The 15,173-nt window shown below is 37.0% G+C and carries 13 protein-coding genes; 4 read left to right on the top strand and 9 right to left on the bottom strand.

Features of this window, described 5'->3' with window-relative positions:
* Positions 1–14: 14 nt before the first annotated feature.
* Together PI85_RS20240 and PI85_RS20235 are read left to right on the top strand one after the other, a co-directional pair.
* Positions 15–3,182: a non-ribosomal peptide synthetase gene (locus PI85_RS20240; RefSeq protein WP_036120927.1), complete on the top strand. Its 3,168-nt coding sequence runs from the start codon at positions 15–17 to the stop codon at positions 3,180–3,182.
* A 185-nt stretch (positions 3,183–3,367) separates the two neighbouring features.
* Positions 3,368–3,829 (top strand): 4'-phosphopantetheinyl transferase superfamily protein, encoded by a 462-nt coding sequence (locus tag PI85_RS20235; protein ID WP_235318519.1) that lies wholly within the window; start codon positions 3,368–3,370, stop codon positions 3,827–3,829.
* Positions 3,830–3,934: 105 nt separating this feature from the next.
* Here PI85_RS20235 and PI85_RS20230 read toward each other — a convergent pair whose 3' ends face one another.
* The 6 genes from PI85_RS20230 to groES form a co-directional block, all read right to left on the bottom strand.
* Positions 3,935–4,945 (bottom strand): ABC transporter substrate-binding protein, encoded by a 1,011-nt coding sequence (locus PI85_RS20230; RefSeq protein ID WP_036120933.1) that lies wholly within the window; start codon positions 4,943–4,945, stop codon positions 3,935–3,937.
* A gap of 13 nt (positions 4,946–4,958) precedes the next feature.
* Entirely contained in the window at positions 4,959–5,720 is a 762-nt protein-coding gene (locus PI85_RS20225) for an ABC transporter ATP-binding protein (RefSeq protein ID WP_008176974.1), read from the bottom strand.
* Between the two features lie 4 nt (positions 5,721–5,724).
* Complete coding sequence (locus PI85_RS20220; RefSeq protein ID WP_036120937.1) at positions 5,725–6,804, bottom strand: iron ABC transporter permease; 1,080 nt, start codon at positions 6,802–6,804, stop codon at positions 5,725–5,727.
* Between the two features lie 214 nt (positions 6,805–7,018).
* A complete protein-coding gene (locus PI85_RS20215; RefSeq protein WP_036120938.1) occupies positions 7,019–7,555 on the bottom strand; it encodes a DUF6241 domain-containing protein in 537 nt (178 codons plus the stop codon).
* Positions 7,556–7,868: 313 nt separating this feature from the next.
* Positions 7,869–9,503 carry a chaperonin GroEL gene (gene groL, locus PI85_RS20210; RefSeq protein WP_008176984.1) on the bottom strand — a complete coding sequence of 545 codons (1,635 nt, stop codon included), beginning with the start codon at positions 9,501–9,503 and terminating at the stop codon, positions 7,869–7,871.
* A gap of 129 nt (positions 9,504–9,632) precedes the next feature.
* The gene (groES, locus tag PI85_RS20205) at positions 9,633–9,917 is read right to left on the bottom strand and encodes a co-chaperone GroES (protein ID WP_008176986.1); all 285 of its coding nucleotides are present in this window, start codon (positions 9,915–9,917) and stop codon (positions 9,633–9,635) included.
* A 168-nt stretch (positions 9,918–10,085) separates the two neighbouring features.
* Here groES and PI85_RS20200 point away from each other — a divergent pair, with 168 nt between their 5' ends.
* Positions 10,086–10,850, top strand: a complete 765-nt coding sequence (locus tag PI85_RS20200; RefSeq protein WP_036120942.1) for a CPBP family intramembrane glutamic endopeptidase — start codon at positions 10,086–10,088, stop codon at positions 10,848–10,850.
* A 75-nt stretch (positions 10,851–10,925) separates the two neighbouring features.
* Here the strand turns inward: PI85_RS20200 and tatC are convergent, their stop codons facing one another.
* The 3 genes from tatC to PI85_RS20185 all read right to left on the bottom strand — a co-directional run bounded on the left by tatC (position 10,926) and on the right by PI85_RS20185 (position 12,753).
* Positions 10,926–11,750, bottom strand: coding sequence for a twin-arginine translocase subunit TatC (tatC, locus tag PI85_RS20195; protein ID WP_036120945.1), 825 nt, complete (start codon positions 11,748–11,750; stop codon positions 10,926–10,928).
* Between the two features lie 16 nt (positions 11,751–11,766).
* Positions 11,767–11,952, bottom strand: coding sequence for a twin-arginine translocase TatA/TatE family subunit (locus tag PI85_RS20190; protein WP_008176991.1), 186 nt, complete (start codon positions 11,950–11,952; stop codon positions 11,767–11,769).
* 165 nt (positions 11,953–12,117) lie between these two features.
* Positions 12,118–12,753 carry a redox-sensing transcriptional repressor Rex gene (locus tag PI85_RS20185; protein ID WP_012291935.1) on the bottom strand — a complete coding sequence of 212 codons (636 nt, stop codon included), beginning with the start codon at positions 12,751–12,753 and terminating at the stop codon, positions 12,118–12,120.
* A 244-nt stretch (positions 12,754–12,997) separates the two neighbouring features.
* Here PI85_RS20185 and PI85_RS20180 point away from each other — a divergent pair, with 244 nt between their 5' ends.
* Positions 12,998–14,941 carry an ABC-F family ATP-binding cassette domain-containing protein gene (locus tag PI85_RS20180; protein ID WP_036120949.1) on the top strand — a complete coding sequence of 648 codons (1,944 nt, stop codon included), beginning with the start codon at positions 12,998–13,000 and terminating at the stop codon, positions 14,939–14,941.
* The last annotated feature ends 232 nt before the right edge of the window (positions 14,942–15,173 follow it).

The following is a 15,173-nucleotide window of genomic DNA, read 5'->3' as shown; positions in this document are numbered from 1 at the left end:
AGGAGTTGTAATGATTGAATAATAAACGAGAATTTGATTGTCCTACATCACAGTTTAAAAAGCATTTTTCTAAAAAAAATACGCTACTATCCAATCATACAAAGCTATTAAATGAAGAGGATACTTTAGCCTATCAAACATTAAATCGGACAATGGCTGACTATGATAAAAATATCACGATACCGCAAGTATTTTATCAAGTAGCACAGCAGTTTGCAGACCGTATCGCTCTATCCTATGAAGATGGCAAGATGACCTATCGTCAGTTAAATCAAAAATCTAATCAAGTTGCACATATGCTAATGGCCAATGGTCTACAAAAAGGTGACTATGTTGCCATTATTATGGATCGTAGTAAGGAAACTATCATCAGTTTGTTAGGTGTGCTAAAAGCTGGTGGTGTTTATGTTCCTATTGATCCGAGTTATCCAAAAGAACGTTGCCAATATCTCTTACATGATACTGGTGCACCATTTATCATAACGAAAAATGAATATAATGATTTACTGAATGACCTAATACATAATGAATTCCAATCACCCACAGTGCTAACAATCAATCAAATGGAGAGTGGCCATTCACAAGAGGATTTACCATGTAACCTACTTCCATCCGATTTAGCCTATATTATTTATACATCTGGTTCTACTGGTAAACCTAAGGGTGTTTTGCTTAAACATTCAGCCGTTATTAACCTAATAACAGATAATCAAAGAATTTACCATTCGACTGAAGAAGATGTATTTTCTCAGTTTATCTCTTACAGTTTTGACCCCTCTGTAACAGAGACTTTTACCGCTTTCTTTTCTGGTGCAAGACTCCATATGCTCGCAAGTATTGAGCGTCTTTCAATCGAAGCATTTGCCGAAATGATTGCACGAGAGCAAGTAACAACTGCAACTGTTCCGAACGCTTTCTTTACACAGCTAGCCACACATTTACCTATAGATTATCGGGACAAGTTGATGACGTTACAATATCTATCGGTTGGCGGTGAAGCCCTATTGCCTGCTATTGTCCAAAAATGGCAAGAAAAATTCGGATATTCTACAGAAATTATTAATGTCTATGGACCAACTGAATGTACAGTTTTAACCTCCTACTTCAAGATAAAAAGTCGGTTAACAGACATGCAATCAAGTATTCCTATTGGCAGACCAATTGCCAATTATGAGATGTATGTGGTGAATACGGATGAACAGCTTTGTCCGGTTCATGTAACAGGCGAATTATGTATTGCAGGAGCTGGCCTAGCAGCAGGTTATTTACATCAACCTGAAAAAACAGCAGAGGTCTTTGTCCCTCATCTGTTTAAACCAGATCAAAAAATGTATCGAACAGGTGATTTAGTCCGCCTATTACCTAATGGTGTCATTGAATTTGTAGGACGGAAAGATTCACAAATTAAAGTAAGAGGCTTCCGTATTGAGCTTGGAGAAATTGAGACTGTTTTAAGCAATCATCCTATCATTCAGGAATCTGTGGTCATAGCTAAGAAAATGTCTGACGGCCTAAACCATTTATTTGCTTACTACACAGCGGCAAATGGTATACAGCTAGAGGAACAAGTTTTAAGAGACTACTTAAACAATTTTTTACCAGATTATATGGTACCTGAACGATTCATCGAATTGCTAGAAATGCCATTATCCCCTACTGGCAAAATCGATCGCAAGCAGCTGGCCACATTGGATGTATCATTATCACGTAGTCATCTATACGTTGCCCCTGAAAATGATACGCAGCATTTACTAGCGAATGCATGGGAGTATGTACTTGGCAACAGTCCAATAGGCATTCACGATAACTTCTTTCACATTGGCGGACATTCATTAAAAGTACTTGAAATTCTTGTCCAAGTGAAGAAGCATATACCGTTCCTGAAGATTCAGGATTTTTTCCAATATCCAACGATTGCTGAATTAGATCAATATATTAGCAACTTTCAGCCTGAAGATTTGGACGTGGAAACATCACCTAAAAACATTGTCTATAAGGATTTGATGGAGCCTAGTAAGCTTCCAGTTTCAGAAACGGTGAAGCCGTTACCGATGACTTCGGTTTTATTAACAGGTGCGACAGGTTATTTAGGAAGCCATGTATTATACGAGCTGCTAGTGACAACAAGTGCGCATATCTATTGTCTTATTCGACCAAGTGAAAAGGCCACTTTAGAGGATAAGCTAAAGGACAGTATGCAATTTTACTTTGGACATACCATCACTAAACATATGGAGAATCGAATAACCGTCATTCAAGGCGATTTAGGAAAGAAGAACCTTCATTTAACTAGCGAAGATGAACAGGTTCTAATAGAAGAAATCGATGCCATCATCCATTGTGGAGCCGATGTACGTCACTTCGGAGCGACGGATCATTTTAATAATGTTAATGTCAATGGGACACGTTATTTACTTGAATTGGCAAAGGGTAAACCTGGTATTCATTTTCATTATGTATCAACAATCGGCATTCCAGAGGAGCTTGCTGCCATTCGTTGGGGCCCAGATGAGGCTAAAGGCGACTTCAACTACGATATGCAGCTTCATAGCGTCTATACACAAAGTAAGCTGGAAGCAGAAAATCTCGTAAGAAATGCTGTACATGACTCGATTCCTATTTCTATCTATCGTGTAGGTAATTTAAGTTGTCATTCTGAAACAGGAAAATTCCAACGAAATATCAATGATAACGCCTTTTACCGTATGATTAAATCAATGCTTTATTTAGGTAAAACACCTTCCGTACAATGGCATGTAGACTTCACACCGATTAATTATGCTAGCCAAGCATTAGTATGCCTAGCTAATCAGCCAGCTGCAAATGGACATGTATTCCATCTATGTAATCCTGTGTCACTTACCTATTTAGAATTAATCGACATGATAAAGGAATTTGGCTATGATTTACAAGTCATGACAAAGCAAGAGTATACAAATTGGCTATTACATGATGACCATTCTATAGAAGTACAAGAATATTTAGCTTTAGCTATTGCACAGCTAGAAGGTGATGGAGCTAGTGACTCACCATTTATCTTTAACTGCAAAAAAACGATTGAATTTCTAGCAAACGCAAGTATTGAATGTGCTGTACCAAATACAGCATTTATTCATCAAATGATTGAATATGGGATCGAAACAGGTTACTTTCCTAAGCCCAAACAAGTCAATATACGATGAACATAAATGATATACAGCTTTTTGCACTCCCATTAGGGGAACAGTTATCTTCCGAAGAATGGAATGCATTTACTATAATGCTCCCTTCTCATGTCCAAAAAAATATCATGCAGTACAAGCAGTGGCAGGATCGTCAAAGAGCCTTGCTAGGTAACACCCTTATCAGGTGGGCACTCCTCCCATTCATGAATAAGGCTGTATGCCATATTACTCAAGACATTTATGGTCGTCCGACTGTAGCGAATCACAAACACTGGGAAGGCGATTTTAATCTCTCTCACTCTGGTGATTGGATTGTTCTGGCCCTAACAACAAACGGGCGAGTAGGCATTGATGTTGAAGAAATAAAGCCAGTGAATAAAGATATTATGCGCTATGCATTATCTAAACAAGAGTTCCATATGGCCCTTCATCAGCCTCTACATGCTTTTTATGAACTTTGGACATTAAAAGAGGCTCTTTTTAAAACAGGCTTATTTCCTAACCTATCGCCTCACTTGCTTGATACTATTGATATTAAAACGACAAGAGCAGATCTTTCAACACAATTACTTTATCTTGATCAACGTCATCCTGTCACCATATGCTGGAACAATAGCTCTATCAATGTAAAAATAACAACATTAAATAGACAACAGCTTCTATAGTAATAAAACAAGGAGGAGAAAACTATCATTTCTCCTCCTTGTTTATGAACTGAAAAGCTGCCTATTATGTCTGTTTTATAGACCAATGGGCAGCTCCAATACAGTTTATTTAAATAAATCTGGATACATTTCTTTCGCTAAGGCTTCCATACCATCTATTGTATTATAGCCATAACCAAACATATAATTATAATCCACAATATAGATTTGTTTGTTTTTAATAGCCTTCATGCTCGAAAGCTTAGGGTTAGCATAGATTTCTTCACGAACTTTTGTCAGATCAGAACCATCCCAGTTTGGAAGAATTAACACATCTGGATCAGATGCAATTAATGTTTCCACACTAACATCTCCTGTTTCATCTTTGAAAATATTATCTAGCTTAACCATTTTAAATGCGTCATTAAAGAATGTTTCATCATGTGCTGGGTATACAAAAAGTTCCTTTGGATCATTTGTATGCAAATAAGCAAATGTTTTTTCTTCTTTAATACTTTCTAATTTTGAAGTAATGTCTTGTTGTCGATCTTTTAATTCTTTAATGAAGCTAGTTGCCTTGTCTTGAACATTGAAAATTTCACCGATATTTTCGATGTCTTTATAAATAGAATCATACGTGCCACCTGTGATTGATGATTCTAAAACAAATGTTTTAATACCCATTTCGTTTAGTGAATCTACTGTGCCTACTCCCCATTCAGCATTATCAAATAAGCCACCACGACCAAATACTAAATCTGGATTAGTTCCTAATGTAACCTCTTTCCCTACATATTCATCACTTAATATATTTAATTTTGAGTATTCCTCTTCTACAGATTTATCGACAGCACCAAAGTTTGCACCAACACCAACGATTTTATCGCCTAGTCCTAAATGCAATAATAATTCCGCTGCTGGGCGTGTATTTGCCATAATTTTTTCAGGAGCCTTATCGAATACTTGATCTTTCTCTTCCCAAGTCGAGCCACCTTCAGCCTTTGTAAAGTTTTCGATAGTTAATGGATAGTGCTCTTTTGTTTGTGCTTCTTCTGAAGTATTTTTGCTAGTATTACCGCAAGCTGTTAACGTTAATAAAGCGGCCAAACCAATTCCTAGTAATAATTTTTTCTTCATGTTGTTGCTCCTCCTATAGTCCATATGCAAATCCTAATCCATTCGTCACTGGATTAGTAAACGTTTGACACTTGATATGATATAAAGCTTCTATTATTTCGGGCGTTAAAACTTCCTCGGGCGTACCATGCGCATAAACCTCACCATCTTTTACTGCATAAAGATAATCACAGTAATGTGCAGCCATCTCTAAATCATGAAGTGCTGCTAACACGCCAATATTTAAGCTTCTTACACAGGATAGTATTTCAATTTGATAACGAATATCTAAATGGTTCGTTGGTTCATCTAAGATCATAAATTTAGGCTGCTGGGCGATTGTTCTCGCTAATATAACCCGTTGCTTTTCGCCACCAGATAATGAAAGGAAACTACGTCCCTTGTAAGCTTGTAAATTCGTGCGTGCTAATGCCTCTTCGACAATATCAAAATCCTTTTGGTTATCAGATTCTAACATTTTTTTATGAGGTGTTCTGCCTAACATCACCATTTGCTGAACGGTTAAATCAAAATGCATTTCATTGAATTGCCCTACCACCCCTAAATGCTGTGAGATTTTCTTTTCTGGGCTTTTCAAAACGTCTAAATCATCTAAAAAAACCATCCCTTTTTGTGGCACTAAGCTTTTATAAATACTTTTCAGTAAAGTTGACTTTCCGCATCCATTTGGTCCGATTAAGCCCACAAATTGCTGCTTGTTTACATGAATGGAGATATTTTTTACAATTTCCTTCTTTCCTATCTTTACTTCTATTTCCTTCGCTACTAATTCCATTGTTCTACCCTCCGAAGTTGTAACCTTTTTTTACAATCATATAGATAAATAATGGTGATCCAATGACAGAAGTAATGATGCCAATCGGTAGTTCAACATTCTCGATTAATGTTCGAGACAAAATATCTGCCCATATCATGAAAAGTCCTCCTAAGAGTAACGTTCCTAGCATTAATCGTTTATGATCCGCTCCAAAAATCCCTCTCGTAATATGTGGAATAATTAAGCCGACAAAACCAATCATACCTGCATAAGCAACCATCGTTCCTGTTATTAGCGATGTGAGAATCATATACAATTTACGGTAAACACTTAAATTGATACCTAATGTGATAGCAGATTCATCTCCAAGTAACATCGTATTCAGCACTCGATGTTGAAAAAGAAATAATGCAGCTCCTAATACGATGACGATTGCTAAAATCGGCGTTTTATCCCAGCTTGCAGAGGCTAAACTTCCCATAGACCAAAAAGTAACGGTTTTTATACCCTCAGCATTATTGGCAAAAAAGATAATAAGACTTGAAAATGAGCTACATAATGCACCTATCACAACACCAGATAAAACGAGCTTCACCGATGTTGCTTTACCACCAATACTAGATAAAATTAGCACGGCCATAGAAGTAAGCATGGCTCCTGCAAATGCACCAAAGGCAACCCCAAATTGTGCCAGTAATGCACTGCTGCCGAAGCCAACTAAAATGGCAAAGGTTGCACCCAATGATGCCCCTGAAGAAATACCAAGTATGTATGGATCAGCAAGAGGATTTTGTACAACTGCTTGCATCACAGCCCCACATAAAGCAAGTCCAATACCGATAAGCAGTGCAAAAATAACACGCGGCATTCTGACCTGTAAAATAATATTCAAATAGGACTCACTATCCACACTATCGAGTGTGCCAAACTTTCCATTAGATACAGCATGCAACAAGATATCCATTGATTGCTTGAAGGGTATACTGACCTGACCAATTGATACAGAAAAAACGGCAGATATTATAATGGAGCCGATTAATAGTAAGATTATGACATAATATATATTGCCCATCCCTATTCTGTTAGCTTCCTGATTATCCAAAATGTCACCTCTATTATCCAATTTATCTCAAATGATAACGATTATCATTATCATTTTACATTTCGTATTGTAAGGTATAATCTAAGGAAAAACAACAGGAAAATTTTTTTTATTAGATTTTTTTATTTAACAACACAAAAAACCAGCTCTCCATTTTTTAACTGCAGACTGGTAAATGGCCGACAAATAAAAAAATAACACTCATTGCTGAATGTTATTTATCATATAAATCCGCTTTTAAATTGTGTTCTATATAAGCTTGCTCCTCTTCGGGTCTCAATAGACGAGTCGCTCTTCCCGCATTTCTTGATTCTTCGCCACCTTGCATCTCCCAAATTGCGTTATGATCTTCTACAGCATGAGAAAAATCACCCTTCGACCATCTTTCCAATATTGAAATGTAAAGTTCTTTATATTTATAATCGTTCATTTTGCATACCGCCAACAATCGATCAACTTTTTCTTGTGTGATTTCGGTGTGACCCCATTTTACACTAGCTTCAACTTTTTGGTGAGACATGTTGTGAATGGCTTCGTTTACTTTGTGTTCTATTAAATTGTCAGGATAAAGCAATTCTTCTTTTGTAACAGGTTTATTTTCAAGAATTAGTCCATCATTTTCAACAATTGCTTTTTCCTTTTCTGGGACAGGCTTCCCCATATGTTCATTGAATTTAAGATAACCAAATGCTCCACCGAAAATGATGAAAATGACAATGATACTGATAACCGATTTTGTTGTTCTCTTCATGTTATGACCCCTCAGTAATTTTTTATCATTATGTAATTATGTATTAGTTTATATTATGTAGGTTAGGATAATAATAACAGAAATTTATAATAGGGTTCAACCTCTCTAAAACAGAGAGCACCTATGATTATAAGTAATATCCTCAACAATTATTCCTTGGTTTTCAGTGCAACCTATCATCTAAAAAGTTTGGTTAGGCAAAGTTAAGCAACAAAAAACCACTCCTCGTGTTTACCGAGAAGTGGTTTTTGTGATTGAAATTAATTATTTACATGACCAGTAATTATTTCACAAGATGGAAGTGAATAATCCCTTACATCATTCCTGGCATGCCGCCCATTCCACTCATATCTGGCATACCTGCACCAGCTGGTTCTGGAATGTCTGCAACTACTGCTTCTGTTGTTAAGAACAGTGCAGCTACAGAGGCAGCGTTTTGTAGAGCTGAACGAGTTACTTTCGCTGGGTCTACTACACCTGCTTCCATCATGTTTACCCATTCGCCTGTTGCTGCATTGAAACCAATGCCAATTTCTTCACGTTTTAGGCGATCCACGATGATAGAGCCTTCAAGACCAGCGTTGTTAGCAATTTGGCGAACTGGCTCTTCTAAAGCACGAAGAACAATCTTCACTCCTGTTGCTACATCGCCTGCTTCAGATTCAGCCACTTTTTCAACTGCTGCATATACGTTAAGAAGTGCAGTACCACCACCTGATACGATACCTTCTTCAACAGCTGCACGTGTTGAGTTTAAAGCATCTTCAATACGAAGTTTACGCTCTTTAAGCTCTGTTTCTGTTGCAGCCCCTACTTTAATAACTGCTACACCACCTGCTAATTTCGCAAGACGTTCTTGAAGTTTTTCTTTATCGAATTCTGAAGTTGTTTCAGCAAGTTGTGCTCGGATTTGGCCAATACGTGCTTCGATTGCATCTGCACCGCCTACACCTTCAACAATTGTAGTATTGTCTTTTGTCACAACTACTTTTGCAGCACGACCAAGTGAAGAAATATCAGCTGATTTTAAGTCTAAGCCTAATTCCTCTGTAATCACTTGTCCACCAGTTAAGATAGCGATATCTTCTAGCATTGCTTTACGACGATCACCAAAACCTGGTGCTTTTACTGCTACAGCATTGAATGTACCACGAAGCTTATTCACTACAAGTGTTGCAAGTGCTTCTCCTTCAACGTCTTCAGCAATCATTAAAAGTGGACGACCTTGTTGTACCACTTGTTCTAATAACGGTAATACTTCTTGGATATTTGTAATTTTTTTATCTGTAATTAAGATATATGGGTTATCTAGAACTGCTTCCATTTTATCTGTATCTGTTACCATGTAGTGTGACGCATAGCCACGGTCAAATTGCATACCTTCTACTACATCAAGCTCTGTTGTGAAGCCTTTAGATTCTTCAATGGTAATAACACCATCATTACCTACACGCTCCATCGCTTCAGCAATAAGTTGTCCAACTTCATCATCAGCAGCCGAAATAGCAGCAACTTGTGCGATTTCATCTTTATTGCTTACAGGTCGAGAAATTGAGTGTAATTCCGTTAATGCCGCAGCAACAGCTTTATCAATACCTTTACGGATACCTACTGGGTTTGCGCCAGCTGTCACGTTTTTCAAGCCTTCACGAATAATTGCTTGTGCTAGAACTGTTGCAGTAGTTGTACCATCACCAGCGATTTCGTTTGTCTTAGAAGCAACCTCAGCTACTAATTTTGCTCCCATGTTTTCGTATGGATTTTCCAGCTCGATTTCTTTTGCGATTGTCACACCATCATTTGTAATCAGTGGTGAACCGAATTTTTTTTCTAATACTACATTACGCCCTTTTGGACCTAATGTTATTTTTACCGCATTTGCTAATTTATCTACACCTTGTAACATTAATGAACGAGCGTCTTCTGAGAATTTAATATCTTTTGCCATGAGAATTTACCCTCCTGAAATGGAATATTCGTTAAGCTTCTTCAATATATTTATATCAATTTCATCTTATTGTCACTTTTCGATCAAGAAACAATAAGCTTTCACCTTAATTTAAAGGTGTATCAAATATTATTCAATAATTGCAAGAATATCGCTTTCGCGTAAAATTAGGTATTCATTACCTTCAAATTTAACTTCTGTGCCAGCGTATTTAGAGAAAATAATGTGGTCGTCAACTTTAACGTCAAGCTCTACACGTTGTCCGTTCTCTAAAACACGACCTGTCCCAACTGCTACAACTTTACCTTCTTGTGGTTTTTCTTTTGCAGAGTCAGGTAGTACAATGCCGAATGCAGATTTTTCTTCTACCTCGATTAGTTCAATTACAATACGATCTCCTAGTGGTCTTAACAAGTGAAACAACCTCCTAATAATAATAATTGTTGAATTTATTAGCACTCTATAACATCGAGTGCTAACACAATTATTATGATAATCAATCACACTTTTTTTTGCAAGTCAGAACTTCGAAAAATTTTGTTTTCTTTCCATATTCATCTACAATAGAAAGGAAGCCTATGAATGGAAAGGATTTTGACTGTGACTAATTCTCCAAAAGTAACAAAACATAAAAAAACAGCTCTATATGTTTTACTGATTTATATCCTCATGCACATCTCAAGCAGATGGTTGCTCTTACCGTTTCACAAGCTCGTTATGAAGATGACTGGCCTAGCTTCTGAGCAAGCAGCACCGATAACTCAAGGATGGTATATTGCGCTTAGCTTTGCCGTGGCGCTCATTTTAAGTTTAATCTTAACATCCCGTGATAAAGCCTTTTGGAACGTCTATCAAGGAAAAAAAGAGACAATACCACTCACAATTGTTTGGGGTATTCTTGGTTTCTTCCTTGTATTTTTTGGTCAAATGATTGGAGCAGCTATTGAAATGGCTGTTTTTGGTATTGAAGGAGGTTCCCAAAATACCGCTGATATTGTCGCTATAGCTAAAGGAGCACCTATTGCCATATTAGCGATCGTTGTATTTGGTCCCATTTTAGAAGAGTTCGTCTTCCGTAGAGTTATATTTGGATCACTTGTCCAAACAACAAACTTCTGGGTGGCGGCAATAGTAAGTGCTATATTCTTTGCGATTATCCACTTCGACTTCTCTCATATTTTACTTTATACAATTTGTGGTTTGATCTTCGCCTTTTTATATCACAAAACAAAACGTATTTGGACTTCCATTATTGCACACGTCATGCTGAATGGATTTGTGACACTTGTACAATTCTATGCAGAACCATTGCAAAAGTTTCTTCAAGAACTAGAAAAAATGCAATAAATTTTTGTAAAGCTCTATAAAGTTGTCAAAAATACAAAAGCTCGGTGCCTTTATGTAGGTACCGAGCTTTATCTATTACTGTTTATTCAATTCTTCTATTTGTCGTCGTTGCTGCTCAAGTGCCTCTTCAATCTGGCGCTTTTGCTCCGCTTCTTGCTCTTCTTTTAATCGAATTTCCTCTGATTTTAAATATTTCCTATAACCTACTCGAGATATCATAATACTAATTTCATACAGGATAAATAGCGGCACTGATACCATTAAGTGAGACGCCAATTCAGGCGGTGCAATGAGAGCAGCACATACAAATAAACCAAAGTATGAATATTTACGAATACGAATTAGTAGATCTGGACTCAATATTCCTATCCGTGAAAAGAACAATACTACAATAGGTAATTGGAATAGAAAACCGAATGGTATTGTGAGTTTAAATAAAAATGTAAAATACTCATGTATTCCAATTGTTTGCTTAATATCTAAATCATTTGATAAATTCATCATGAATTTGATGACATACGGGAATAATAAAAAGTATGAAAAAGATAACCCTGCGATAAACAATAAAAATGAATATGGTATATAGCTTAAGGTTGCTCTTCGCTCTACTTCCCTTAATCCTGGACTAATAAACGACCACAATTGATACATTAATACTGGCGATGAAAGAATAAATGCAATTAAAAAAACAACTTGAATATAAATTGCTAGTGGTGTTACTACGTCAAATGCATGGAGCTCAATATTATATTTTGCTCCTGTGGTTTGAAGGTATTTAACAAGTGGCTTTGCGACAAAAAAGGCGCCAGCCATAGCGAGAACAAAGAAAACGGCAACAATGAACAGCCGTTTTCTTAATTCTTCTATATGCTCAATGACAGTTAGATCTTTTGGATTCATTCCTCAACATCCTAACTTACTTATCTAGTTCTTTCTTTTTCTTGTCATCATCATCTTCGTCGGCTAAACCTTTAGTAGCATTTTTGAATTCACGTAGTGTTGAACCAAATGCTTTACCAAGCTCTGGTAACTTTTTAGGACCAAAAATTAATAACGCGACAACTCCGATAATAATGAGGCTCATAGGACCAATACCGCCCATTACAGCCACCTCCTCTTTATATCCATCATTTTAACGCATATTTCGCCATTTTGCTAACTAATTATATGTGAAAGTTTTTCGTCACTCTCACTGATTTTACCTTGTTTTATTTAAAATTACTATTTGACAGAAACAGTGAACTCCACTATAAAATATGTAAAAATTTCACACTTCCTGATTCCGAATTAAATAAATAAGCGCTTGCAATTCTACCGATAAATCAATGGTTAAGAGCTGCATACTATCTGGCACCGTTAAGCGCTCGGGCGTAAAGTTTAAAATTCCCTTTGCATTCATAGCCGCTAACCGATCTGCCATTTTTTGTGCAGAGCGCGGTGATACTGTCAAAATAGCAAGCTCAGCCCCATATTCTGCATACTTTTCTTCCAGCAAATCAGGATGAAAAACAGGAATGTTACTAATCATTTTGCCATCCTTCGGCGCTTTCGAATCAAATGCTACAACAATATGAGTGTTGTGGTTTTTTTGAAAATTATATTTTAATAATGCACTGCCTAAATTCCCCACGCCAATTAACGCTACTTTTGTTGTTTCATGTTGATCAAGCGTCTGGCTAAAAAATTGTAATAGATGCTGTACATCGTAGCCATAGCCTTTCTTTCCAAGAGCACCAAAATAAGAAAAGTCACGGCGAATGGTTGCAGAATCTATTTTCATCGCTTCACTCAGTTCCTTCGACGAAATACGTTCCATACCTTCTTGTGCAAAGTTTTGAATAAATCGATAGTAAAGAGGAAGTCTTTTTGTAGTGGCTTGTGGAATTTTTAATTCTTGTTTCAAACTTTCTCCTCCTTATAATGAAACTCAATCAATTTTACTGTACTAATTTTAATACATATATCCTTAACTATATACAACATTTTTCAATCCACTAGCGTATTTCTCTTTAGTTAATGGCGCTTTGTACGCAGCTAACTAAAAAGAAATCGTTTCAATCTTACATGACTGCTTGGAATAAGTAAAGCACCGACATTGCATGCAAATCGTTCATCCATTACACTAAGGTAGAATTGAGGTGTCAAGAATGATTGTTTTACAGGTCAATCAACTAACTAAATCCTTTCTTGCAGATGAAATTTTAAGTGGTGTGAAATTAGAAGTTCAACACCGTGATCGCGTTGCCTTAGTAGGGCGCAACGGTGCAGGTAAATCTACTTTATTAAAAATAATTGCTGGTCAAATGTCCTATGACTCGGGGGATATCATTATTCCAAAGGGCATCCAGGTTGGCTATTTAGAGCAACATGCCGGATTAAATTCTACGTTAACTATTTGGGATGAAATGATGACCATTTTCGAACCCCTTTTAGCTCAAGAACAAACACTCCGCTCGCTCGAACAGCAAATGGCAGATCCTACTGTTTATGAAAATCCTACTCTGTATGCCAAAGTTATGTCGGAATACGATCAACTACAGCATACATTTAAGGATGCTGGCGGCTATCAATATGAATCGGACATACGCGCAGTGCTTCACGGTATGCAATTCTATCCGGAAGACTATGATAAACCTATTAGCTCACTATCTGGTGGACAACGCACACGCTTAGCACTAGCTAAGCTTTTATTGAGTAAACCAGACCTACTAATTCTCGATGAGCCTACGAACCATTTAGATATTGAAACATTATCTTGGTTAGAATCTTATTTAAAGAGCTATGAGGGCGCTATTTTAATTGTTTCACATGACCGCTACTTCTTAGACCAAGTTGTTTCCATTGTCTACGAAGTTTCACGTCATCGTGTCACAAAATTTACAGGCAACTACAGTGCTTATTTAGATGAAAAAGCTAAAAACTATGAACGTGATGTCAAACTTTTTGAGCGTCAGCAAGACGAAAAGGCCAAGCTAGAGGATTTTATCCAAAAGAATATTGCACGTGCCTCTACAACAAAAATGGCACAAAGTCGACGGAAGATGCTTGAACGAACAGAGTGGATGGAATCGCCGGATGGTGATGAGAAATCCGCTAGTTTTGGTTTTACGATTGAACGTCAAAGTGGAAATGATGTGTTATCCGTTGATGATTTAACAATCGGCTATAACGATCAGCGCATATCTAGTGGGATTAAGCTACGTACTTTTCGCGAGGATCGGATTGCTCTTGTTGGACCAAACGGAGTTGGTAAATCGACATTATTAAAAACGATTGTGAAAGATTTAACACCTCTAGCAGGTGATATCCGTTATGGTACGAATGTACAAATTGGCTATTATGATCAAGAGCAAGCAAAGCTTTCAAGCAATAAAAGTGTCTTAAAAGAGCTATGGGATGAATGGCCGCTGATGAATGAAAAAGATATTCGCACCGTATTAGGACGTTTCCTATTTAGTGGAGAGGATGTGGATAAAACCGTCTCTTCATTATCAGGCGGTGAGAAAGCACGACTGGCACTTTCAAAATTAATGATGCAAAAAGCCAATTTTTTAATTCTCGATGAGCCTACAAACCATCTAGATTTAGATAGTAAAGAGGTACTGGAAAATGCGTTGATCGATTACCCTGGAACGCTTCTATTCGTCTCCCATGACCGCTACTTCATTAATCGTATCGCTACGAAGGTAGTGGAGTTGTCTGGAACTGGGTCGTTTGAATTTTTAGGGGACTATGATTATTATGTAGAGAAAAAACAGGAGCTGTTGGAGCTAGCACAAATGAAAAGTACTTCCCAACCGCAACTACAGCAGGACCTACCTGATAAGTCCTCTACCTCTAAAATTGATAAAGAGGCAAAAAAGCGTGAACGGCAAATAAGACGTACTATCGAAGAATTAGAAGGCAAGATGCAAGAAACGACAGCCTCCATTAATAGATTAGAGGAAGCTCTTTGTGACCCTGCAATTTTTACAGATCATGAAAAAATTACCCAACTGCAAGACGAATTGGCTACTGAAAAGGAACAGCATGAGCTTTTAGAATTAGAGTGGCTAGCGTTAAATGAAGAATTAGAAAATATAAATATGTAATTTGATTTAAGCCGTGTGCATTGTCGCATGGCTTTTTTCTTTACTCTCCTTCATTTTTCATATATATTGGTCAAGTGCTATTTTTCGACAAAAAATGCCCACAGTTTTATTCACACCATAAATCTAGTAATACCAACATATCAACAGAGTTTTCCACACTGTCCACAATTAAAATTTATTTTATCCACACCATCCCGTGTAAAACATGCTACTATATATTGAATAATCACAA

The organism is Lysinibacillus sp. A1, assembly GCF_000801965.1.
GTDB lineage: Bacteria > Bacillota > Bacilli > Bacillales_A > Planococcaceae > Lysinibacillus > Lysinibacillus fusiformis.
Note: the sequence above shows the minus strand (reverse complement) of the source record. Positions and strands in the feature narration are given on the sequence as shown.

Excerpts from the sequence above, each read along its gene's own strand:
- PI85_RS20215 (WP_036120938.1), bottom strand. The coding sequence starts at position 7,555 with ATGAAGAGAACAACAAAATCGGTTATCAGTATCATTGTCATTTTCATC.
- PI85_RS20200 (WP_036120942.1), top strand. The coding sequence starts at position 10,086 with ATGGAAAGGATTTTGACTGTGACTAATTCTCCAAAAGTAACAAAACAT.
- PI85_RS20190 (WP_008176991.1), bottom strand. The coding sequence starts at position 11,952 with ATGGGCGGTATTGGTCCTATGAGCCTCATTATTATCGGAGTTGTCGCG.
- PI85_RS20235 (WP_235318519.1), top strand. The coding sequence starts at position 3,368 with ATGAATAAGGCTGTATGCCATATTACTCAAGACATTTATGGTCGTCCG.
- PI85_RS20225 (WP_008176974.1), bottom strand. The coding sequence starts at position 5,720 with ATGGAATTAGTAGCGAAGGAAATAGAAGTAAAGATAGGAAAGAAGGAA.
- PI85_RS20180 (WP_036120949.1), top strand. The coding sequence starts at position 12,998 with ATGATTGTTTTACAGGTCAATCAACTAACTAAATCCTTTCTTGCAGAT.
- groL (WP_008176984.1), bottom strand. The coding sequence starts at position 9,503 with ATGGCAAAAGATATTAAATTCTCAGAAGACGCTCGTTCATTAATGTTA.
- tatC (WP_036120945.1), bottom strand. The coding sequence starts at position 11,750 with ATGAATCCAAAAGATCTAACTGTCATTGAGCATATAGAAGAATTAAGA.
- PI85_RS20230 (WP_036120933.1), bottom strand. The coding sequence starts at position 4,945 with ATGAAGAAAAAATTATTACTAGGAATTGGTTTGGCCGCTTTATTAACG.